The 21,090-nt window shown below is 56.3% G+C and carries 18 protein-coding genes; 11 read left to right on the top strand and 7 right to left on the bottom strand.

The window, feature by feature from the left end:
• Positions 1-196: 196 nt before the first annotated feature.
• Genes ydcS through patD form a run of 5 tightly spaced genes read left to right on the top strand, consistent with a single transcriptional unit; the run spans position 197 to position 5,560 of the window.
• On the top strand, positions 197-1,342 hold the full coding sequence (gene ydcS, locus QNN88_RS00470; protein ID WP_414238507.1) for a putative ABC transporter substrate-binding protein YdcS: 1,146 nt from the start codon (positions 197-199) through the stop codon (positions 1,340-1,342).
• Positions 1,343-1,359: 17 nt separating this feature from the next.
• Complete coding sequence (locus QNN88_RS00465) at positions 1,360-2,373, top strand: ABC transporter ATP-binding protein (protein WP_414238506.1); 1,014 nt, start codon at positions 1,360-1,362, stop codon at positions 2,371-2,373.
• Positions 2,374-3,318: an ABC transporter permease gene (locus QNN88_RS00460; protein ID WP_414238505.1), complete on the top strand. Its 945-nt coding sequence runs from the start codon at positions 2,374-2,376 to the stop codon at positions 3,316-3,318.
• Positions 3,308-4,114, top strand: a complete 807-nt coding sequence (locus QNN88_RS00455; RefSeq protein WP_414238504.1) for an ABC transporter permease — start codon at positions 3,308-3,310, stop codon at positions 4,112-4,114. Before QNN88_RS00460 ends, QNN88_RS00455 begins: the two co-directional genes overlap by 11 nt.
• A gap of 21 nt (positions 4,115-4,135) precedes the next feature.
• Complete coding sequence (gene patD, locus QNN88_RS00450; protein ID WP_414238503.1) at positions 4,136-5,560, top strand: aminobutyraldehyde dehydrogenase; 1,425 nt, start codon at positions 4,136-4,138, stop codon at positions 5,558-5,560.
• Positions 5,561-5,656: 96 nt separating this feature from the next.
• Here patD and yncL read toward each other — a convergent pair whose 3' ends face one another.
• Complete coding sequence (gene yncL, locus QNN88_RS00445; protein ID WP_414238502.1) at positions 5,657-5,752, bottom strand: stress response membrane protein YncL; 96 nt, start codon at positions 5,750-5,752, stop codon at positions 5,657-5,659.
• 193 nt (positions 5,753-5,945) lie between these two features.
• Between yncL and ortT the strand changes: the two genes are divergently transcribed.
• The gene (gene ortT / locus QNN88_RS00440) at positions 5,946-6,119 is read left to right on the top strand and encodes an orphan toxin OrtT (protein WP_042318948.1); all 174 of its coding nucleotides are present in this window, start codon (positions 5,946-5,948) and stop codon (positions 6,117-6,119) included.
• Here the strand turns inward: ortT and QNN88_RS00435 are convergent.
• The 3 genes from QNN88_RS00435 to QNN88_RS00425 are packed head-to-tail and all read right to left on the bottom strand — an operon-like array spanning position 6,116 to position 12,547.
• Positions 6,116-8,263 carry a virulence factor SrfC family protein gene (locus QNN88_RS00435; protein ID WP_414238501.1) on the bottom strand — a complete coding sequence of 716 codons (2,148 nt, stop codon included), beginning with the start codon at positions 8,261-8,263 and terminating at the stop codon, positions 6,116-6,118. The two genes, ortT and QNN88_RS00435, sit on opposite strands and share 4 nt — an antisense overlap.
• A complete protein-coding gene (locus tag QNN88_RS00430) occupies positions 8,260-11,241 on the bottom strand; it encodes a virulence factor SrfB (protein ID WP_414238500.1) in 2,982 nt (993 codons plus the stop codon). The genes QNN88_RS00435 and QNN88_RS00430 overlap by 4 nt, the downstream gene beginning before the upstream one ends.
• Before the next feature lie 4 nt (positions 11,242-11,245).
• The gene (locus tag QNN88_RS00425; protein WP_414238499.1) at positions 11,246-12,547 is read right to left on the bottom strand and encodes an SrfA family protein; all 1,302 of its coding nucleotides are present in this window, start codon (positions 12,545-12,547) and stop codon (positions 11,246-11,248) included.
• 259 nt (positions 12,548-12,806) lie between these two features.
• Between QNN88_RS00425 and QNN88_RS00420 the strand changes: the two genes are divergently transcribed.
• Both QNN88_RS00420 and QNN88_RS00415 read left to right on the top strand, forming a co-directional pair.
• Entirely contained in the window at positions 12,807-14,405 is a 1,599-nt protein-coding gene (locus QNN88_RS00420; protein WP_414238498.1) for an ABC transporter substrate-binding protein, read from the top strand.
• Positions 14,406-14,414: 9 nt separating this feature from the next.
• A complete protein-coding gene (locus QNN88_RS00415) occupies positions 14,415-14,648 on the top strand; it encodes a YdcY family protein (RefSeq protein WP_414238497.1) in 234 nt (77 codons plus the stop codon).
• Between the two features lie 604 nt (positions 14,649-15,252).
• Here QNN88_RS00415 and QNN88_RS00410 read toward each other — a convergent pair.
• Together QNN88_RS00410 and QNN88_RS00405 are read right to left on the bottom strand one after the other, a co-directional pair.
• The gene (locus QNN88_RS00410) at positions 15,253-15,702 is read right to left on the bottom strand and encodes a DMT family transporter (protein ID WP_414238496.1); all 450 of its coding nucleotides are present in this window, start codon (positions 15,700-15,702) and stop codon (positions 15,253-15,255) included.
• On the bottom strand, positions 15,699-16,217 hold the full coding sequence (locus tag QNN88_RS00405) for an N-acetyltransferase family protein (protein WP_414238495.1): 519 nt from the start codon (positions 16,215-16,217) through the stop codon (positions 15,699-15,701). Before QNN88_RS00405 ends, QNN88_RS00410 begins: the two co-directional genes overlap by 4 nt.
• 37 nt (positions 16,218-16,254) lie before the next feature.
• Between QNN88_RS00405 and QNN88_RS00400 the strand changes: the two genes are divergently transcribed.
• From QNN88_RS00400 to QNN88_RS00390, 3 genes are all read left to right on the top strand, one after another.
• Positions 16,255-16,830 (top strand): helix-turn-helix domain-containing protein, encoded by a 576-nt coding sequence (locus QNN88_RS00400; protein ID WP_414238494.1) that lies wholly within the window; start codon positions 16,255-16,257, stop codon positions 16,828-16,830.
• Positions 16,831-16,887: 57 nt separating this feature from the next.
• Positions 16,888-17,925, top strand: coding sequence for an NADP-dependent oxidoreductase (locus tag QNN88_RS00395; protein WP_414238493.1), 1,038 nt, complete (start codon positions 16,888-16,890; stop codon positions 17,923-17,925).
• A 235-nt stretch (positions 17,926-18,160) separates the two neighbouring features.
• Entirely contained in the window at positions 18,161-18,826 is a 666-nt protein-coding gene (locus QNN88_RS00390; protein ID WP_414238492.1) for a GntR family transcriptional regulator, read from the top strand.
• 55 nt (positions 18,827-18,881) lie between these two features.
• Here the strand turns inward: QNN88_RS00390 and pqqU are convergent, their stop codons facing one another.
• Positions 18,882-21,002: a TonB-dependent receptor PqqU gene (gene pqqU / locus QNN88_RS00385; protein ID WP_414238491.1), complete on the bottom strand. Its 2,121-nt coding sequence runs from the start codon at positions 21,000-21,002 to the stop codon at positions 18,882-18,884.
• Positions 21,003-21,090: the final 88 nt, after the last annotated feature.

The following is a 21,090-nucleotide window of genomic DNA, read 5'->3' as shown; positions in this document are numbered from 1 at the left end:
CTGCTAACCCCTTGTCTATACTCCAGAAGATAGCCGTACTATGCCGAAAGTTAAGGCGTAATGCGCGTTATGTCACAACCTGATTAAATTTACTCGTGCCGGGAGGTCGGCTAACGGCGCGCCGACTATTCTCAGGAAAGGACATATATTTACGGCAGGGCTGCCGCTCAATATTTTGCGACAGGAGTAAGATCTTATGAGCAAGAAATTTGCCCGCAGCAGCCTGTGCGCGCTCAGTATGACGCTGATGACCGCGCACGCCGCCGAACCGCCTACTTCTTTAGGCCAGGCAGAAGGGCGCCTGGATATTATTGCCTGGCCGGGTTACATCGAACGCGGTCAGACCGATAAACAGTACGACTGGGTAACACAATTCGAAAAAGAGACCGGCTGTGCGGTTAACGTCAAGACGGCGGCGACATCGGACGAGATGGTCAGCCTGATGGCGAAAGGGGGCTACGATCTGGTGACGGCCTCTGGTGATGCCTCGCTGCGCCTGATCATGGGTAAGCGCGTGCAGCCGATCAATACGGCGCTCATCCCGAACTGGAAAACTGTCGATCCCCGCGTAGTCAAAGGCGACTGGTTCAACGTGGCGGGCAAAGTCTACGGCACGCCGTATCAGTGGGGACCGAACCTGCTGATGTACAACACGCAAACTTTCCCTACGCCACCAGATAGCTGGAACGTGGTGTTCGTTGAACAAAACCTTCCGGACGGTAAAACCAACAAAGGGCGCGTTCAGGCCTATGACGGACCGATTTACATTGCCGATGCGGCGCTGTTCGTGAAAGCCACCCAGCAGCAACTGGGGATTTCGGACCCGTATCAACTCACTGAAGAACAGTACCAGGCAGTGTTGAAAGTGCTGCGAGCACAGCAACCGTTGATTCACCGCTACTGGCACGACACCACGGTGCAAATGAGCGATTTCAAAAATGAGGGCGTCGTAGCTTCCAGTGCCTGGCCGTATCAGGCGAACGCGCTGAAAGGTGAAGGTCAACACATCGGCACGGTGTTCCCGAAAGAGGGCGTCACCGGCTGGGCTGATACCACCATGTTGCACAGTGACGCCAAACACCCGGTTTGCGCCTACAAGTGGATGAACTGGTCATTGACGCCAAAAGTACAGGGCGATGTTGCCGCCTGGTTTGGATCGTTGCCGGTGGTTACCGAAGGCTGTAAAGCCAGTACGCTGCTGGGCGAGAAAGGCTGCGAAACCAATGGCTATCGTTATTTTGACAAAATTGCCTTCTGGAAAACGCCTGTCGCACAAGGCGGTAAATTCGTGCCGTACAGCCGTTGGACGCAGGATTACATCGCCATCATGGGCGGTCGTTAACGTCACTGGGGTGATTTATGACGTACGCAGTGGAGTTTGACAACGTCTCGCGCCTGTACGGTGACGTGCGGGCGGTCGATGGCGTCAGTATTGCGATAAAAGACGGTGAATTTTTCTCTATGCTGGGGCCATCCGGCTCCGGCAAAACCACCTGTCTGCGCCTGATTGCCGGATTCGAACAGCTTTCCGGCGGTTCGATAGCCATCTTTGGCAAGCCTGCCAGTGACTTGCCGCCCTGGGAGCGGGATGTGAATACCGTGTTCCAGGATTACGCGCTGTTTCCGCACATGTCGATTCTCGACAATGTCGCCTATGGCCTTATGGTCAAAGGTGTTGATAAAAAACAGCGCCATGCCCGGGCCCGCGAAGCGCTGGAGAAAGTGGCGCTGGGGTTTGTCTTTGAGCGCAAGCCGTCACAACTTTCCGGCGGTCAACGGCAGCGGGTGGCGATCGCCCGGGCGCTGGTCAACGAACCGCGCGTGTTGCTGCTGGATGAGCCCCTCGGCGCACTGGATCTGAAGCTGCGCGAGCAGATGCAACTGGAGTTGAAAAAGCTCCAGCAGTCGCTGGGGATCACCTTTATCTTCGTGACGCACGATCAGGGCGAAGCGCTGTCGATGTCCGATCGGGTGGCGGTGTTTAATAACGGGCGTATTGAACAGGTGGATTCCCCCCGTGAGTTATACATGCGACCGCGTACGCCGTTTGTTGCGGGGTTTGTGGGAACATCAAACGTCTTTGACCCGGCGATGGCCGCAAACGTCTGTGGGATGACGGGCAGCTTCTCACTGCGCCCGGAGCATATCCGGCTCAATGTGCCCGGAGAGATCCAAACGCAAGGGGTGATTCAGGCGGTGCAGTATCAGGGGGCGGCCACCCGTTTTGAGCTAAAACTTGTCGGTGGAGAAAAGCTGCTGGTCAGTCAGCCCAATCTCACGGGAGAACCGTTTGCAACCACGCTCGCGCCCGGTCAGCCGGTGATGGTGTCCTGGCCGCGAGAGGTCATGGTTCCGCTGGTTGAGGAGAGGTGAATGGCAATGAACGTGCTCTCTACGCCTTCCCGGCCCGGCGGTCTGAGTCAACTCACCGGTTTTTTCTGGCGTCATCCCGGGCTGGGGCTGTTTTTATTGCTGCTCGGCCCATTGATGTGGTTTGGTATTGTCTACTTCGGTTCGCTACTGACGCTGCTGTGGCAGGGATTTTACACCTTTGACGACTTCACGATGTCGGTGACACCGGACCTGACGCTCGCCAATCTGCGCGCGCTGTTTAATCCCGCCAATTACGACATCATTTTACGTACGCTGACGATGGCGATTGCGGTGACAATCGCCAGCGCCATTCTGGCGTTTCCGATGGCGTGGTACATGGCACGTTACACCCGCGGCAAGATGAAAGCGTTTTTCTACATTGCGGTCATGCTGCCGATGTGGGCGAGCTATATCGTCAAAGCCTATGCCTGGACGCTGCTGCTGGCAAAAGATGGCGTGGCGCAGTGGTTTCTGACCCATCTTGGCCTGGAACCGCTGCTGACCAGCCTGCTGACAATGCCGGCTATCGGGGGCAACACGCTTTCGACGTCGGGGCTGGGGCGCTTTATGGTATTCGTCTACATCTGGCTGCCGTTTATGATCCTACCGGTTCAGGCCGCGCTGGAACGCTTGCCGCCGTCGCTGTTACAGGCGTCCGCCGATCTGGGGGCGCGTCCGCGTCAGACCTTCCGTTATGTGGTTCTGCCGCTGGCGATCCCCGGAATCGCCGCCGGTTCGATCTTCACTTTTTCCCTGACGCTGGGGGATTTCATCGTGCCGCAGCTGGTGGGGCCGCCGGGTTATTTCATCGGCAACATGGTCTATTCGCAGCAGGGGGCGATTGGCAACATGCCAATGGCGGCGGCGTTTACGCTGGTACCGATCGTGCTGATAGCCCTTTATCTGGCGTTCGTGAAACGTCTGGGAGCGTTCGATGCACTCTGAGCGCGCACCGTTTTTCCTCAAACTGGCGGCCTGGGGCGGGGTGATATTCCTGCACTTCCCGATACTGATCATTGCCGCGTATGCGTTTAATACCGAGGACGCGGCCTTTAGCTTTCCGCCGCAAGGGCTGACGCTACGCTGGTTCAGCGTGGCGGCTCAGCGTAGCGATATTCTCGATGCCGTGACGTTGTCACTAAAAATTGCCGCGTTGTCGACGGCAATTGCGCTGGTGCTTGGCACGCTGGCGGCCGCCGCACTCTGGCGACGTGATTTCTTCGGCAAAAACGCCATCTCGTTGTTGCTGCTGCTGCCGATCGCGCTGCCGGGGATTGTCACCGGTCTGGCGCTACTGACCGCCTTTAAGACGGTTAATCTCGAACCGGGTTTTTTCACCATTGTCGTCGGTCACGCGACGTTCTGCGTGGTGGTGGTGTTTAACAACGTAATAGCCCGCTTTCGTCGTACTGCATGGAGCCTGGTGGAGGCTTCTATGGATCTTGGCGCGAATGGCTGGCAAACCTTCCGCTATGTCGTGCTGCCGAATCTGGGCTCGGCGCTGCTGGCGGGGGGAATGCTGGCGTTCGCGCTGTCGTTTGATGAAATCATCGTCACAACCTTTACTGCCGGTCATGAGAGAACACTGCCGCTGTGGTTGCTCAACCAGTTAGGGCGACCTCGCGACGTGCCGGTGACGAACGTGGTGGCACTGCTGGTCATGCTGGTTACAACGATTCCGATTCTGGGGGCCTGGTGGCTTACGCGTGAAGGCGACAACGTCGCCGGAAACGCTAAATAATCAACGATATGGGAAAATGCTATGCAACATCAATTACTGATTAATGGCGAGCTGGTCAACGGTGAAGGTGAAAAGCAGCCTGTCTATAATCCTGCTACCGGTGAGGTGCTACTGGAAATTGCAGAAGCGTCTCCCGCTCAGGTGGATGCGGCTGTCCTCGCCGCCGATCGTGCGTTTAGCGAATGGGGAAAGACAACCCCGAAAGTGCGCAGTGAACTGCTGCTGAAGCTGGCGGATGTTATTGAGCAGAATGCGCATGAGTTTGCCGAACTGGAATCGCGCAACTGTGGTAAACCGCTGCATTGTGCGCTCAATGATGAGATCCCGGCGATTGTCGATGTGTTTCGCTTTTTCGCCGGCGCCGCCCGCTGTCTGAACGGGCTGGCGGCGGGGGAATATCTGGAGGGCCATACCTCGATGATTCGCCGCGACCCGGTTGGCGTGGTGGCTTCCATTGCGCCGTGGAACTATCCGCTGATGATGGCGGCGTGGAAACTGGCCCCCGCGCTGGCGGCCGGTAACTGCGTGGTGATCAAGCCTTCGGAAATCACGCCGTTAACCGCGCTGAAGCTGGCGGAATACGCTAAAGATATTTTTCCGCCAGGCGTACTTAACGTGCTGTTCGGCAGGGGCAAAACGGTCGGCGATCCGCTGACCGGGCACAAGAAGGTACGTATGGTCTCGTTAACCGGCTCTATCGCTACCGGCGAGCACATTATCAGCCATACTGCGCCGTCAATTAAGCGCACGCATATGGAACTGGGCGGTAAAGCGCCGGTAATTGTGTTTGATGATGCCGATGTGGATGCGGTGGTGGAGGGCGTGCGCACCTTCGGGTTTTACAATGCCGGTCAGGACTGTACCGCGGCCTGTCGCATTTACGCACAGAAGGGCATTTACGACACGCTGGTTGAGAAACTGGGCGCCGCCGTCGCCAGCCTGAAGACCGGCGCGCCGGAGGAGGAATCGACAGAACTGGGCCCTCTGAGTTCGCTTGCTCATCTGGAGCGTGTCACGAGAGCCGTTGAGGAGGCCAAAGCGCTGGGGCATATCAATGTGGTCACGGGTGGCAAAAAAATTGAAGGGCCGGGCTATTACTTTGCCCCGACGCTGCTGGCAGGGGCTAAACAGGAGGATGCGATTGTTCAGCGAGAAGTGTTTGGCCCGGTAGTTAGTGTGACGCTCTTCGAGGATGAGGAGCAAGTGCTGGAGTGGGCCAATGATTCGCAATATGGTCTCGCCTCGTCGGTCTGGACGCGTGACGTCGGGCGCGCGCATCGGGTCAGTGCGCGATTGCAGTATGGCTGCACTTGGGTCAATACCCATTTTATGCTGGTGAGCGAAATGCCACACGGCGGGCAGAAATTGTCCGGTTATGGGAAAGACATGTCGCTATATGGACTGGAAGACTACACCGTGGTCCGCCACGTTATGGTTAAACATTAAGGGTAATTTACGCCTTACGAGAGAAGTGGGAAGATCGTTAGCTGAAGGCAGAGAGAAACATTCTCTCTGCCTGTCTGCGCCGCAGGTATGCAAAGTTTAAACAAACCAGCCAAATTTCAACGAAATCAGAGCAAAGAGACCGACAGCAGCAAAGAGGTTTATCAACACCACGGTTCTACTGGAAACATTCATTTTTGCCACCCTGTGTAAGTGCCCCTTTGTATATAGTCTGGTGTTTCGTGATCCGCAATAGTCCAGAGTATGGACTTAACGTAAGCGGTCATAAAAAAGGACAAAATGGTTGACCGAAAGGGATAAAACTTGATGTGCGTCAAAAAATGGAGCATATTGCGCGCGTTTTATTCTTCTGGCCGGATGCCCTGACATGTCTTTGTATCAAAAAATGCTGATGTTCTATGCGGTGATGGCCGCGATTGCCTTTCTGATCACCTGGTTTCTCTCGCATGATAAAAAACGTATCCGCTTTCTGAGCGCCTTTTTGGTCGGGGCTACCTGGCCGATGAGTTTTCCGGTCGCGCTGCTGTTTTCGCTGTTCTAAGCCGTCAGCAAAGCCATCAGCGCCTTCCGGTCTGCTTCAGTCACAGCCTGCGGATGCTGATAGCCCTTGTTTTCCGTTGCCCGCGTATATAGCGCGACCAGCCAGTCATAAACATAGCGGCTGGCGGCGTGCACCGGTTGCTCTTCCAGTTGCGTCAGTCGCGCCATCGGCTGGCGTTTGACCGCACTGAAAATCGCCGTCCCTTTCGCAATACGACTGGCGGGCCTTTCCGCCTCAGCCACCCCGGCATAGCCCAGCCAGGCGATAAAGTTGGCGATACAGGCGTGTAGCTGGGCGCCGCAAACGTCTTCACGCTGCACTATCTGTTGCAGTTGCTGCGGCAGTTGCAGTCGGTAGCTGGCGATCGCCAGAATGTCGACGACCTGACGCAGCGCGGCGGGCGTCAACCCTAAACGCGGTGCCTGGCGGTCATCGCGGCTCCACTGGCGAATATGGTTAAGCCACATGCGGTGCGCCTGATAACCCGTCTCTTTGTTCTCTGCCTGTTGCGGGGCGTCACGGACATCAGCGAAAAGGTCAATGGCATCATTAAACAAACCGCTGACCTGTTCTTCACGCGGTTGCTGAACGCGGAGCAGGGTTTCAAATTGTTGTACCGCCGGCAACAGGCCATCGAGTAGATCGCCGTGATGCGCTGCCTGCTGCTGTAGCTGGCGAACCACCGTTTCCGCACTGAGCGCTTCGTCAGGTTGCGTCAGCATCAGTTCACGCACACGCTGCTGATGCTGTTCGCTCAGCGCCTGCAAACGTGCCTGGCGTTGAGGGGCGCAAGTGGCTTGCGACAGCCACTCGATCAGCCGTTGCAGGCTGTGTTTATCCAGCGCTTGTAGCGTGCCCCAGTGTTGGCCCGGTTTTCCCATCAGATGCTGGACCGCTTCGTCCAGATTCTGTTGTGTCGTAAAGCGCGCATCCTGCGGCGTGATCGCCCACACCACACCGGGCAACGCGGTCTCGCGCGTCGGCTGCGTATCGTGCACCCAGTTGAGTAACGTCCTCGCTGTTGATGGGGTTTGCGTGCGGGTGTCCGTGGCGTTGCAGACGACCAGCACATCGGGCTGTAACTGCTGGCGGTAATGCTCCAGCAACCAGCCGAGTTTAGCCTGCCAGAGCGGTTGCGGATGGCTGAGCGGCGTGAGTGGAATATCCAGCAGATCGACATCATCCAGTACGCCATCTTCAACGTTCAGTACCAGTTCCCGGGTCAACAGTGCCAGCGATTCCTGGGCCAGACTGACGGCGTTAAGCCATTTCTCATCCACTACGGGATGAACGACCACATCGCTTTGGGCCTCCTGCGAGTTCAGAAAATCCTGGGTGATAAAACTCTCGGACGGTAGGCCAAACTGATCGACAAGCAGACTCAGCGGCGCGGCCACTTCGCTGGCATGACCGGTCTGTTGCAGCACCTGCGCCAGTTTCAGCCACTGTTGCGTCAGCTCTGGCTGTTCGCCCCACAGCAGCGACCAGGCGCTGGCTCGGGTTGAGAGATCAACCGTCGGCAGCAGCAGGGCAAACTGATGCCATAGCGCATCATCAATCTGCTGTTGCGACACGGGAATACAGCGCTGCCAGAAGCGGGCAATGGTGGCGACTTCCTGCGCCGTCACGCCCTGAACCGGATGTAACTGACGCAATGACTGCCACTTTTCTATACGCGATTCAATGATGGCCTTTTCCACTGGTCGATATTCCGGCTGGGCACAGGCCTGGACGATGAATATCTGTACCAGTTCCGCTTCTGTCACCAGCCGCAGGCGCAACGGCCACTCGTCATCCGACAGGTTTTGCTGGCGCGTGAAGCGTAGCGCCATGTTGGTCGGTGCGTGTCCGGGGTTGAGATGACTGAAATAGTCGAAGCTGCGATCCGGGGTCATGACATTGACCTTACCGTTGCCGCTGCTGCACAGCGCGGCGAGGAGGTGCGCCTTTGCCGCCTGCGAGTAGCCGTAAAGCCCGATACTGGCACGCTCATGCCGGGCGGCGTTGAGGGCGGATTCCGTGGCTGCTGCGCCGTTGAGTTGGGCCAGCAACGCATCCGCCTCGTCATCCAGCGTGAGGGCGTGCTGACGGGTGCGGTTAACCCACGCGATCGCGGCCTGAGTGGTATTCAACATCTTGTTCATTTCAGGTACACGCTCCCGCTGTCAATCCAGTAATGGCTACCGCTGTGTCGACGGTCAGCCAGGGTATTTAATTTTAAGGTCAGGGCATTTGCCGCTACCGGCGTGCCGTCCTGTAGCCAGGCATCGCTCAGCACAAACGACTCGGGGCCCGTCTCTTTATTGCCGCCGCGCAGTTGCAGACGCACATTTAACACGCCGTCACCGGCGATATTCTTCGCCAGATCGGCGGAGTTAATGCTCAGTGTATACAGCGGCGTTGCAGGCCAGCGACTGTTCGCCAACTGGCGGAAACCGAGCGTGACGTTACCGCGCAGCGGAAAGTGCACGCGGGTGTCGAGCTTCGCGCCGGGTTTATCAAGATCGATATCCTGATACCAGACGTTTTCCTCACGCAACGTATTCACCGTATTGTCGAGTACGCCGAGGTAACGCACGGTCGAGTAGGCGCCAATATCAGCGGCTTTAAAGTTAAAGCGCGGCAGGCGCAGATCCAGCGCAAGGCTGCAGAGCATTGCGCCGACGGCGGCGGTGGATTTCGGATTGCCAATGCGCCCCTGCTGGCTGAACGGATACCATTCATGGACGCGGTAGTTATCCATCCACACCATCCGGTTGACCGGAACGGGCTGCAGATGGCGGATCAGCGCCTGAACCGCCGGGATACAGGTCGGCCTGCCAGTGACCAACAGCACATCACAACAATAATGCGAAATGGCTTCGCAGACCGCGTGCAGCGGGGAGGTCAGGGTAAACTGACCTGCCAGCATCGCCTCCTGCAACTGGCTGAACTGTACCTGTAACGGGACGCTAAAGAGATCAAACGTCGGCGAACCCGACGGCAGGGCGTGATCAATCGCCTGTTGAATGTAATTGAGCACGTTGCGGGTCGGACGATGGTCCAGCAGATCGCCAAAGGTGGCATGCAGCCCGGCCAGCGGATCGGTAACGTCGCTCTTCTCCCAGGCAGAAAGTACCGCGTGACCGAGTGGCATAAAGAGCTGTAGCGCCGTTTGTTGGCGCAAAACGGCTTGAGTATCGATGCGCCCGGAATCGCCAAACAGCGTGGAGAGCAGGGCGGCGGCATCGGTGACACCCGCCTGCTGCAGTCGGGTTTGCAGGGCCGGTAAAATGCATTTCTGGATCACGTCCAGCAGCAGATCGTCGCCTGCAACCTTAAAGCCCTCGCGGAACAACAGGTGCGGCGTAATTTTCACATTCGCCCCAACCCCATCATCCAGTTGATAGTGGACAATCGCCATATCGGTGGTGCCGCCACCGATATCGATCGATGCCACGCGTAGCGCCCGGCCTTTGGTTTCGCCTGGTTCGGGCAGGCGATCCGGGCGGGCAAGGGCGTTGAAGAACGCTTCACTGCGCCCGGCGTAATGGGAAATGGCTTCGTTGTACAGCCAGACCAGTTGACCGCAACTGGCTTCGTCCCACTCCATCTGAATTTCTGGCACCGGGACGATGCTTTTTTCCTGCTGCTTGCGGGTGCTGAAATCCTCGTCCTGCGGGTGCCAGCCCATCGCTTTCCAGACAATCGCGATGGCTTCGAACATGCGCAGACGGAAGATCTCACGCTCCTGTTTCGGCATCGCCGAGGGCAGCGTGAGGATCAATGAGCGTAACTGGCGAGGCGACGCCGGAAAACCCAGACGCAGGCGGGTCGCGACGCTGTTGATTTGCCCCAGCGCCTGCGCGAGGATCTCGCACAGCATGTGGGTCATCAGCGTACTGCGGCTGTACTGAGGTGAAAAGACCGGCAGACGGTCATCCTGCGGCAGCGAGTAGAGCGGCTGACCATCGTCGTTCATCAGATTCATCAACGGAAAGGCGGTGGCGAGCGGTTCGCGCTGGGTTTTGCTGTTCATCTGGCTGAAACGCCAGTCATGCAGCACGGGGGTTTCATCCCACAGATAGCGGCGCGGGCTGGAAATTCCACTGTTGCCGTCCGTTCCTGTGCGTTGCATTGCCAGCTTACGCGCTTCGTCGCCGACCCGCACAATCGACGGCCAGATAAACGCATCTTCGCGTCCGCTTTCGACGGAAAAGTGCTGTTTACCAAACCGGGCTTCTGAAAATTCCAGACGACTGGTGAACAGAGGGTCGTTGAGATACTGCGGTTCGCTGAGTGAACGGACCTGCAGTTCTGCCGTCTGACGCAGTCCATCATTGGCGTCACCGTGATCTTCAATCAAAACGCCGCAGGTATGGGTGTTACCGACATCCAGAATCAAATCGACCGGAATCGCCGGGGTACTCAGCGTGTGGGTGACCAGTTTCACTTCCGGCACCGCAAGCTGTTCACCCAGTAGCGCCAGCAGATTCAGCCAGTGCGCCTGGTATTCAAAGTTGCGCAGCGCCTGGCTGATGGCCTGCTCTGTCCGGTTTTCCTGCTGGCTGACATGGTTGAGAAATACTTCGCGTAGCCAGCCATCAATCCAGGTCTGATCGAGAAAATCGGCGATCTCATGATCACGCCAGGCCAGGGCAAAACGGGTGCCGTTCAGCAGATCGTTTTCGCCGGGTGCAAGTGCGGCGGGCGTATTTTCGCTTAACTGACTATCGAGCGCGAGAGTGACCCGGTGGGTGTTGCCCGCGCTGTCGGGTTCCGCCAGTTTACGCACCTGAACGCGCGCCCAGTTGTCCGGGCCTTCTACGAAGGTGCGTGGCGGATTAAAACGCAGGAATGGCAACGGCAGCCAGATGCCGTCGAGGACATCCAGCGAGTAATGCAGCGTTTGCGTGCTTTCCGGCTTCACCACTTCGGGTTGCGAACCCGGTCGCGCAGGCAGCGTATAGCGATCGTTTGCCAGATCGTAATCCAGGCGCAGCAGGGGGCCGTTGGCCGTTTTACGCACAAAGCGACCGTGATGTGCGGATTCCTGCGGCGTCAGCCCAAAGTCGAGAAACTGCACGCCGCTATTTGCGATGAGCGTGACGCTCTGTTTGTAATCACACAGATTTACCAGCATAAAATCAGGCCCCTGTCTTCTTGAACGTCAACGGGATCGCGGCTTTCGCATCAAAGCGGGCGGTACAAACCGCGACATCATTGACCCCGGCTTTACAGGTGATTTCCGGCATCGGATAACGCGAACCATCGGTGCAGCGCGCATTGCCGCGACTCTTAATCATTAATTCCCCGCTCTGATGCAGCCCTGAGAAGAGCTCCGCGCGGCAGACGATGTTATCGCCGTGAACCACGCGCGCCGTGCCTTTATTATTCTGAATCTGGTAACGCAGAGAGGGCGCTTTGCCGGTGACAGGATCTTTCACGTCGACCATGACGCGCCAGTTGCCGTTGAGAAAGCGCGTGGTGCCGGCTTTCATCTGATTTGCATCCATCACCAGCGCGTCTTTCGGGATCGCGGCAATCACCACCGGATCATCGGCCGGTTTCTCTTTTTTCACTGGCGCAATGATCTCTGCCTGATGCAGCGGCAGCGCGACAGTCAGCGCTGGCAGAGGCGCCATATCCGGTTGCGGTGCGCTGACGACTTCCGTTGCGATGGCTGGCGTGTGTGAGTTCCACAGCAGCGGCGCGGCAATGGCGGCGACGATGACAGCAGCGACGGGCAAAGTCCACAACGGCAGGCGACGTGGCGGTTTGGCCGGAGCAGGCGTTACTTTTTCTTCAGTGATAACGGGAACCGGCTGCGGTGGCATCACGGGTTCTGGCTCGCCGATCGGCGCGACCGGCGTGGAGAGCAGCGGTTCATCTGCCTGGGCAAACGTCACTTCAGGAACCGGCTCTTCTAAAGGTTCTGGCGCAATGAGAATTTGCGGTTCAGGTTCTTGCTGGATGCGCAGGCACTCAAGCACATCTTCGCGGATGTTCTCATTAAGATGGATAAATCCCCAGAAGGTGATGACCGGTTTTCCATCGACGAGGAAGACGTGATTCTCCCCAGGGAACTGAATGGCTTTTTCCAGCAGAGAACCAAACAGTTGCAGTGACGTTTTGCCGGATTGCAGACTTTTGCGGCTCAGGGCGGCGGCGCTTTCCAGGGTCGCACTGAGGTAGCGCAGGGCGCGAAAGCGCGTCTCCTCATCGGCGTTTTTCCACGCGATGGCATCCCCTTCAACGGGAGAATACCAGTCAACGCGATCGCCGCTGTCGTTAAGCTGGGGAATGGCGAGACTATCCACCATTGCCTGCTGTTTACGCAGGCGGAGCGTTTCACGAATTTGTAGTGCTGAATCAAAGACGGCCTGGCCGCCACCGCCGACGGCTTGATAATCATCCAGATTGCCGCTGCGCAAGAGTGTTTTTGCCACGATAAGGTCCCTAAGACTTTTTCACCCATCTACTTTACGGGTTAGTGGCTCAGGCAAACGGTGGAAGAGAGGCAAAAAGGAGTGAATTTTCAGGGCATAGAGGCGTTGACGTTTTCGAAAAGACTTAACGTAAATTCTGTGGCGAAAGATCCAACAAAAACGCGCGGATTCGCATAACCTGAGACGGATTTGTTATTTAACCGTTTGCTTCATCTATGCTCCTATAACCCCCTCAATAATAACGAAGAAGGTTCATATCATGTCCACAAGGAAAACGCTGCTTGCACTGGCGCTCAGTGCGGTGTTACCAACCGGGGCAGCGCTTGCGGCCAATAGCGACACCCTTGTCTATTGCTCGGAAGCCTCACCCGAATCTTTTAACCCGCAAATTGCCAGCTCAGGCCCGTCGTTTGTCGCCAGCTCCCAGGTGCTGTACAACCGGTTGATCAATTTCGACCCGGTAAAAAACACGCCGGTGCCGTCGCTGGCGACGGACTGGACCATTTCAGAGGATGGCAAAACCTACACCTTTACGCTGCGTCAGGGCGTGAAGTTCAACAGTAACAAGTTCTTCAAGCCGACCCGCGACTTTAACGCCGATGACGTCATTTTCTCGGTATTACGCCAGAAAGAGGCCACGCATCCGTACCACAATGTGTCGCAGGGCAGCTATGAGTATTTCAACGACGTGGGTTTCGATAAGCTGATTAAAGAGGTGAAAAAGGTCGATGATTACCACGTACAGTTTGTGCTGAGCGAGCCAAACGCGGCATTTCTCGCCGACTGGGGAATGGATTTTGCCTCGATTCTCTCTGCGGAATACGCCGACGCGATGCTGAAAAAAGGCACGCCGGAAAACGTCGATAACTGGCCGATTGGCACCGGGCCGTACGTTCTGCAGCAGTACAAGCAGGATTCGCAAATTCGCTATCTGGCAAACCCGAATTACTGGGATGGCGAGGTGCCGACAAAGCATCTGATCTTCGCCATCACGCCTAACGTGCAGACGCGGATGGCGAAACTGCAAACCAATGAATGCCAGATTATCCCGGCGCCGTCGCCGGTGCAGTTTGACGAGATCAAGAAGAACAAAGACCTGACGCTGCATGCCGTTGAGGCGCTCAACGTGGGCTATCTGGCCTTCAATACAGAGAAAAAACCCTTTGATAACGTGCTGGTTCGTCAGGCGCTGAACTACGCCACCGATAAACAGGCCATTGTGAAGGCTGTTTTCCTCGATTCGGCGAAAGTCGCGAAATCCCCGATCCCGCCGAATATGATGGGTTTTAATCCGGAGCTGAAGGATTACGCCTACGACCCGGAAAAAGCGAAAGAACTGCTGAAACAGGCCGGGCAGGAAAATGGGTTTGAAGTCACCCTCTGGTCGATGCCGGTACAGCGTCCGTATAACCCCAACTCGCGACGCATTGCCGAGATGATCCAAAGCGACTGGGCAAAAGTGGGCGTTAAGGCGAAGATTGTCTCTTACGAGTGGGGCGAATACCTTTCCGGGATGCGTAAAGGCGAACATGACAGTGCGCTGTTTGGCTGGATGTCGGATAACGGCGATCCGGACAACTTCGCGGATGTCCTGCTGGGTTGCAACAGCATCAAAACCGGATCGAATGCCGCACGCTGGTGCGATAAAGAGTATGATTCACTGGTCCAGAAAGCGAAGCTGGTCAGTAAACCGGAAGAGCGTGTGAAACTCTACCAGCAGGCGCAGGAGATCTATTATCAACAGGCGCCGTGGATCGCTCTCGCCAATGGCAAAACGTTTTACGCCACGCGCAGCAACGTGACCGGTTACAGCGTCAGCCTGATGGGCAGTGATTTTTCAAAAGCAAAACTGAATTAAGGAGTTTTTATGTCGCACCTGGATGAGGTCAGCGCCCGTGTCGATGCCGCTATTGATGAGGGCGTCATCACCCATATGAACGAGCTGCTGGTCGCCCTGAGCGATGATGCGCAGCTAAGCCGTGAAGACCGCTACACGCAGCAGCAGCGCTTAAGAACGGCTATCGCGCATCACGGTCGTCAGCATAAGGAAGATATGGAAGTGCGTCGCGAACAACTCACAAAAGGCGGCACGATCCTTTAATTTTGGTGCAGTGTGCCGGATGACGCTACGCTTATCCGGCCTACGGGGAAGTGATATGCCGGATGACGCTATGCTTATCCGGCCTACAGGGAAGTGATGTGCCGGATGACGCTACGCTTATCCGGCCTACGGGGAAGTGATATGCCGGATGACGCTATGCTTATCCGGCCTACAGGGAAGTGATGTGTCGGATGACGCTATGCTTATCCGGCCTACGGGGAAGTGATGTGCCGGATGACGCTATGCTTATCCGGCCTATGGGGAAGTGATGTGTCGGATGACGCTATGCTTATCCGGCCTACGGGGAAGTGATATGTCGGATGACGCTATGCTTATCCGGCCTACGGGGAAGTGATATGCCGGATGACGCTGCACTTATCCGGCCTACGGGGAAGTGATGTGTCGGATGACGCTGCACTTATCCGGCCTACGGGGAAGTGATATGCCGGATGACGCTGCGCTTATCCGGCCTACGGGGAAGTGATGTGCCGGATGACGCTACGCTTATCCGGCCTACGGGGAAGTGATGTGCCGGATGACGCTATGCTTATCCGGCCTACGGGTATGGGTGTGTAGGCCTGATAAGCGTAGCGCCATCAGGCGTTCAAAACTGGCGTCTGGCCACCAGCCAGGCGCCGACCACCAGCATCACTGCGCCGCAAACCGGGCCGATGAGGGCTCTGAGCGGCACATCATGACTGCGCAAAATATCCAGCGCGAGACCGCCAATAAGCTGACTGGCGACCAGTACCGCAATTGTTGTTGCCGCACCGACATGTTGATAGCCGCTGATGCTGGCAAAGACGAAAAACGAGCCCAGCAGACCCGGAATCAGCGTCCACCAGCGCACGCTGGCAACGAGTTCACCAAATCCCGCCATTCCCTGTTTGAACCAAAGAATACTGACAAACAGGACAATCCCGACCAGCGAGTTCAGCAACATGGCGATCAGGATGGTCGATGAAGTTTGCGTAATGCGAACCATCAGGGTGTTTTGCACCACCAGACCGATACCGGCGGCGATCAAAAAGGCGAGGGTGAGTGACTGGTTCATCCGCGTGCATCCGGTTCATTGCGATCGTCAAGCTGTAGCTGCATAAAGGTCAAATCCAGCCAGCGGCCAAACTTGGTTCCAACCTGCGGCATCTGTGCAGTGGTGTGAAACCCGAGCGTTTCATGTAAATGCAATGAGGCGTGGTTCTGCGATTCGATACCGGCAACCATTACATGTTTACCACAGCGGCGAGCTTCTTCAATTAACCGGCTGAGTAACTGTCGTCCCAGACCTTTCCCCTGATGATCCGGATGGACATACACCGAATGTTCGACCGTATGGCGAAAGCCATCAAAGTTGCGCCAGTCGCCAAAAGAGGCATAGCCCGTGACAACGTCACCTTCCACGCTCACCAGTACCGGATAACCCAGCGCCTGTCGCGCCTCATACCATGCGATGCGGTTATCGGTATCGACCGTCTGGTCGTTCCAGATGGCCGCCGTATGCAGCACCGCATGGTTATAGATCTCTGCGATGGCGGCGCAGTCCTCTTTGCTGGCGAATCGAATAGACATGTTGAACCTCAGGCGGTGTACACTATAGTATTACGATATGAATACTATTGAAGACAGCATAAATCAACGGATCAGTGCAAGAATTCGCATTGAACGCGAATCCCGTGGCTGGTCGCTCACCGAACTGGCGGAGCGGGCGGGCGTGTCGCGCGCGATGATCCACAAAATCGAACGCGCAGAGAGCAGCCCAACGGCGACGCTGCTCGGCAGATTATCAGGGGCATTTGGCATCAGTATGTCCACGCTGATTGCCCGCGCTGAAATGCAGGAGGGTAAACTGTCCCGCTTCGCCGATCAGCCCGTCTGGCACGATCCGCAGAGTCACTATCTGCGTCGCCATGTTTCACCGCGCAGCGATCTGCCAATCGATCTGGTGCAAATTGAATTGCCGGCAGGCAGCAATATCCCGATGCCTGCCTCATCGTATGTGCAGGCCCGGCAATTGATCTGGCTGCAACAGGGCGAACTGGTATTCGTTGAAGGTGATACGCGCCACGAGATGAAGGCGGGAGATTGCCTGGAACTGGGGCCGCCGAATGACTGTCGTTTTATCAATGAAACGACGCAACCTTGCGTTTACCTCGTTGTGCGCTTAAACCTGGCCGGAAGCTAATGACCGCCGCGGCCTGCTACTATTGATGGATTCATGCCAAAAGCAGAGGAGAACATCATGGCTCAACAAACAGACCGTAACCGTCGCTGGGTGTTAGCATCCCGGCCCCATGGCGCACCGGTAGTGGAGAATTTCCGTCTGGAAGAAGACGATGTCGCCACCCCTGGGGAAGGTCAGGTGTTACTGCGCACCCTTTATCTGTCGCTCGACCCCTATATGCGCGGACGCATGAGTGATGAACCGTCATATTCGCCGCCGGTTGAGATTGGTGGGGTGATGGTGGGCGGCACCGTCAGCCGTGTGGTGGCGTCAAATCATCCTGATTATAAAACGGGTGAATGGGTGCTGAGTTACAGCGGCTGGCAGGATTACGATATTTCCGACGGCACGGGGCTGGTGAAGCTCGGAGAAAATCCTGAAAATCCGTCGTGGGCGCTCGGCGTACTGGGGATGCCAGGATTCACCGCCTATATGGGTTTGCTGGACATCGGTCAGCCAAAAGAGGGCGAGACGCTGGTGGTGGCGGCCGCAACGGGGCCAGTGGGCGCAACGGTTGGGCAAATTGGCAAACTGAAGGGGTGTCGCGTGGTGGGCGTTGCGGGCGGTGCGGAAAAATGCCGTCATGCCACCGACGTGCTGGGCTTCGATGTTTGTCTGGATCACCATGCCAGCGACTTTGCCGAACAACTGGCGAAAGCCTGTCCGCAAGGCATTGACGTCTACTATGAAAACGTGGGCGGGAAAGTGTTTGATGCCGTACTGCCGCTACTGAACACCTCGGCGCGGATCCCGCTTTGTGGTCTGGTCAGCGGTTATAACGCGACAGACTTGCCGGCGGGTCCCGACAGGCTGCCATTACTGATGGCGACCCTGCTGAAAAAACGGATCCGGATGCAAGGGTTTATCATCGGCCAGGACTACGGACACCGCATTCACGAGTTCCAGCAGGAAATGGGGCGCTGGGTGAAAGAGGGTAAAATCCACTACCGTGAGCAGGTCACCGATGGACTGGAGAACGCGCCGCAAACCTTTATCGGCCTGCTGACCGGTAAAAACTTTGGTAAAGTGGTGATACGTCTCGCCGACGACGTATAAGCAAAAGCTGGCGGCGAAAGCCGCCATAAAAAATGGGCAAAATTCTAAATTCCAGCTTTAATTATTCAGGGTATATATCACCGCGTAACCGACGAATAACCCCGTCGGCGCTGTTAATAAAACGCGGGAAAATTTGCGTTCTTTGTATTTTACATTTTTAAACCAGGCGATATTTAAATCAATTAGGCGTATTCGCTTAATTGCAATTGGCAATGTTATGAGGTGAAGAAACAGAATGCCTGGTATGGAAAAAACGCAACATATAAGTTTGACCACACAAGTTGAGAGAGGATTAAAAGACAAATTAAGCATTGGCGCGTTACGCCCCGGGGCCAGGCTTATCACCAAAAATATCGCGCAGGAGTTGGGGATCAGTATCACTCCGGTTCGGGAAGCGTTGCTACGGCTGGTCTCCGCGAGTGCACTGGCTATCGCGCCCGCGCAGGCGTTTATGGTTCCGGATATTCCGATGGCGCGTTTGAGCGAGATTATTCACATCCGCTGCGAACTGGAAGGCATGGCGGTAATGATGGCGGCGGGCGAGATCACGCCGGAACGGATGGAGATTCTGCATGCGCTTCTGGCGGACTATCAGCAGGCCCACGAGAGCGGTACAGTAGAAGATCGGTTGCTGGCGAACCGGGCGTTGCGCTTCAAAATCTATCAGTTTGCTAATATGCCCACGCTGGTCGAAATGATCGAACAGCTTTGGGTGCGCATGGGGCCGAGCCTGCATTTTCTCTATGACCGGGCGAAGCATGACGCTTATCAACACAACGTCGGGCATTATCAGGAATTGCTGAATGCGATGGCGGCGGGAAATAAAGACGCCAGTCGCCATTGTTTAATTGATCTGATCACTAAAAATGTAGCGATAATTAAACAGCAATATAATAATTAAGCATGGCTTAATTAGAGCGGGGGGATCCCCGCTCGATCGGCATTAATAATCTGTCTTACTCAAACTGCCAGGCCAGATTGACACCCACGCCATAGTTTCGGCCTGGTGCAGGTTCGTAGTAGCGACCATTCGATTCATTCACGATGACCGATCCGACGTACTCCTTATCGAACAGGTTATCGACACGACCAAAGACGTCCACTGTCAGGCTGCTGACGATGAATTTATAGCCGGTATTCAGGCCAACGACGGTATAAGAGGGCGCTTTAGCGGTATTCTCATCATCAGCCATGATATCACCCATATAGCGCGCATCGGCTCCTGCGTACCAGCCATCATCAGGCACGTAGCCCAGCGAGGCGAATCCCATGTTCCGTGCGATGCCGGGCATCCGGTTGCCGTTGCAGTTCTGATCGTTACAGACGTTACTGCGGTAAGTGGCGTCCAGCCAGGTCCACGATGCATTGAACCGCCAGTTTCCGGCAAAGCGTTGATCCCAGGCGAGTTCCGCACCCTGACGACGGGTTTTCCCGGCGTTTTTATAGGTCGTGCGTCCGCCGCTGCTGGAATCGACCACCAGTTCATTGTCGGTATCGGTCTGGAAGAGGGCGGCCGTCAGTAATCCATCGCCAATCCGGGTTTTACTGCCGATCTCTAGCGTATCGTTGGTCGAGGGTTTGAGATCAAAATTCATCCCGCTTTGCCCGTCAGCGCGGTAGGAAAGCTCATTAATGGTCGGTGTTTCAAAGCCCCGGCCCGCGGCGAGATAGATGTTCCACGCATCGGTTAAGGCGTATTTCAGCGAACCGGCAGGTAACCACTGATGGTAGCTGGCGTCACCGCTGTCATCGCCATTGCCTGGCGTGACGTAATGATCGTTGGAATCAAACCAGACCGAGCTGTAGCGTACGCCGGCATCCAGCGAGAGCTGGTCAGTCAGTTGCCACTGGGTTTGCAGATAGGGATCCACGTTCCACATCAGATTACGTTCATCGCGACGCAGATCGCCTTTCTGACCGTACTCCGGCACGCCGTTGTTCAGACGATAGTTGTTATAGCCCTTGCGGTTTTCGCTCATGTTCTCGTAGTTCAAACCGGTGGTGAAGGTCACGGGCACGCCCAGTTCACCGCGATGCGTCCAGCGACTGTCGATACCCTGATAATGGCGCTGCAGGGTGATCACGCCGCCGGCATGAGAGGGGCGAAGCTGTGGTGCCATAGGGATCGACTGATACTGCGTGGTTTCGCGTTCTCCGGCGTACATCATCACGCTCATGTCATCCTGCGCGCTGATCTGGCGCTCATAACGCAATCCGGCCTGGGTCTGCTTGATGGTTTTACGCGTGTTGTACTGCTCTGCGCGGGGAGATTGCCGCGGATCATCCCGCCATTCCGCTTCGTTAAGCCCGCCCGGATCGTCGGCTTTAATGTCGACGCTATTGAAAATCAGACTCAACTTACTGGCGTCATCAATGCGAACGCCCAGTTTTGCGTTGGCCAGATTTTTCTGCGCGCCGCTGCGATCGCGATAGCCGTGGGTGGTGAAACGGGTGGTGGAGACCGTGTAATCCACGTCGCCCGCCTGAGTGCCATCACCCATCGCGCCCGTGGCTTTTAGTCCGTAACGCCAGCTCCCGAAACTGCCGTAATAGCTGCTGGCTTCTATCGTCGGGGGCTGTTGACCGGTTTGGGTGGTGACAGACATTACCCCGCCGGAGGCATTACCGTACAGCGCAGAGAAGGGACCGCGCAGCACTTCAACGTTCTGTACGCTGCTGAGATCGATGTTCGATGTCTGCCCCTGGCCGTCCGGCATCGTCGCCGGAATGCCGTCCACATACAGACGGATGCCGCGGATCCCATAGGTGGATCGGGAGCCGAATCCGCGCATCGAAATTTGCAAATCCTGTGCATAGTTTTGCCGGTTTTGCACCTGAAGCCCCGGCACGCGGGTCAGCGATTCTGACAGGTTGATGCGCGGCGCGGCCAGACGCATATCTTCGCCATCGACGACGCTGACGGCTGCCGGGGTATCCAGTTCTGATATCGCCTGGGGTGATGCGCTGACGATCATTGTCTGAGCATCGCTAGCCTCATCTGCCATAACCGGCGATGAAAAGACGAGCGGGAGAAAAAGTGCGGGTACTGCGGTATGTCGTGCGGAAATAATCTTCATGAAAAAGGCCAGTTAAATTGAACGTACCCAGAGGTATGTGAGTTCTATGTTAATGGATATGTAAATATTTGAAAATTTTAACGGCACG

Origin of the sequence: Citrobacter sp. ANG330, from assembly GCF_047467925.1 — a bacterium.
GTDB classification, from domain to species: domain Bacteria; phylum Pseudomonadota; class Gammaproteobacteria; order Enterobacterales; family Enterobacteriaceae; genus Citrobacter_A; species Citrobacter_A amalonaticus_G.
This window is presented reverse-complemented; position numbering and strand designations above follow the sequence as displayed.

Coding starts and splice junctions, on each gene's coding strand:
- ydcS (WP_414238507.1), top strand. CDS start 197: ATGAGCAAGAAATTTGCCCGCAGCAGCCTGTGCGCGCTCAGTATGACG.
- QNN88_RS00465 (WP_414238506.1), top strand. CDS start 1,360: ATGACGTACGCAGTGGAGTTTGACAACGTCTCGCGCCTGTACGGTGAC.
- QNN88_RS00460 (WP_414238505.1), top strand. CDS start 2,374: ATGGCAATGAACGTGCTCTCTACGCCTTCCCGGCCCGGCGGTCTGAGT.
- QNN88_RS00455 (WP_414238504.1), top strand. CDS start 3,308: ATGCACTCTGAGCGCGCACCGTTTTTCCTCAAACTGGCGGCCTGGGGC.
- patD (WP_414238503.1), top strand. CDS start 4,136: ATGCAACATCAATTACTGATTAATGGCGAGCTGGTCAACGGTGAAGGT.
- yncL (WP_414238502.1), bottom strand. CDS start 5,752: ATGAATGTTTCCAGTAGAACCGTGGTGTTGATAAACCTCTTTGCTGCT.
- ortT (WP_042318948.1), top strand. CDS start 5,946: ATGTCTTTGTATCAAAAAATGCTGATGTTCTATGCGGTGATGGCCGCG.
- QNN88_RS00435 (WP_414238501.1), bottom strand. CDS start 8,263: ATGAACAAGATGTTGAATACCACTCAGGCCGCGATCGCGTGGGTTAAC.
- QNN88_RS00430 (WP_414238500.1), bottom strand. CDS start 11,241: ATGCTGGTAAATCTGTGTGATTACAAACAGAGCGTCACGCTCATCGCA.
- QNN88_RS00420 (WP_414238498.1), top strand. CDS start 12,807: ATGTCCACAAGGAAAACGCTGCTTGCACTGGCGCTCAGTGCGGTGTTA.
- QNN88_RS00415 (WP_414238497.1), top strand. CDS start 14,415: ATGTCGCACCTGGATGAGGTCAGCGCCCGTGTCGATGCCGCTATTGAT.
- QNN88_RS00410 (WP_414238496.1), bottom strand. CDS start 15,702: ATGAACCAGTCACTCACCCTCGCCTTTTTGATCGCCGCCGGTATCGGT.
- QNN88_RS00405 (WP_414238495.1), bottom strand. CDS start 16,217: ATGTCTATTCGATTCGCCAGCAAAGAGGACTGCGCCGCCATCGCAGAG.
- QNN88_RS00400 (WP_414238494.1), top strand. CDS start 16,255: ATGAATACTATTGAAGACAGCATAAATCAACGGATCAGTGCAAGAATT.
- QNN88_RS00395 (WP_414238493.1), top strand. CDS start 16,888: ATGGCTCAACAAACAGACCGTAACCGTCGCTGGGTGTTAGCATCCCGG.
- QNN88_RS00390 (WP_414238492.1), top strand. CDS start 18,161: ATGCCTGGTATGGAAAAAACGCAACATATAAGTTTGACCACACAAGTT.
- pqqU (WP_414238491.1), bottom strand. CDS start 21,002: ATGAAGATTATTTCCGCACGACATACCGCAGTACCCGCACTTTTTCTC.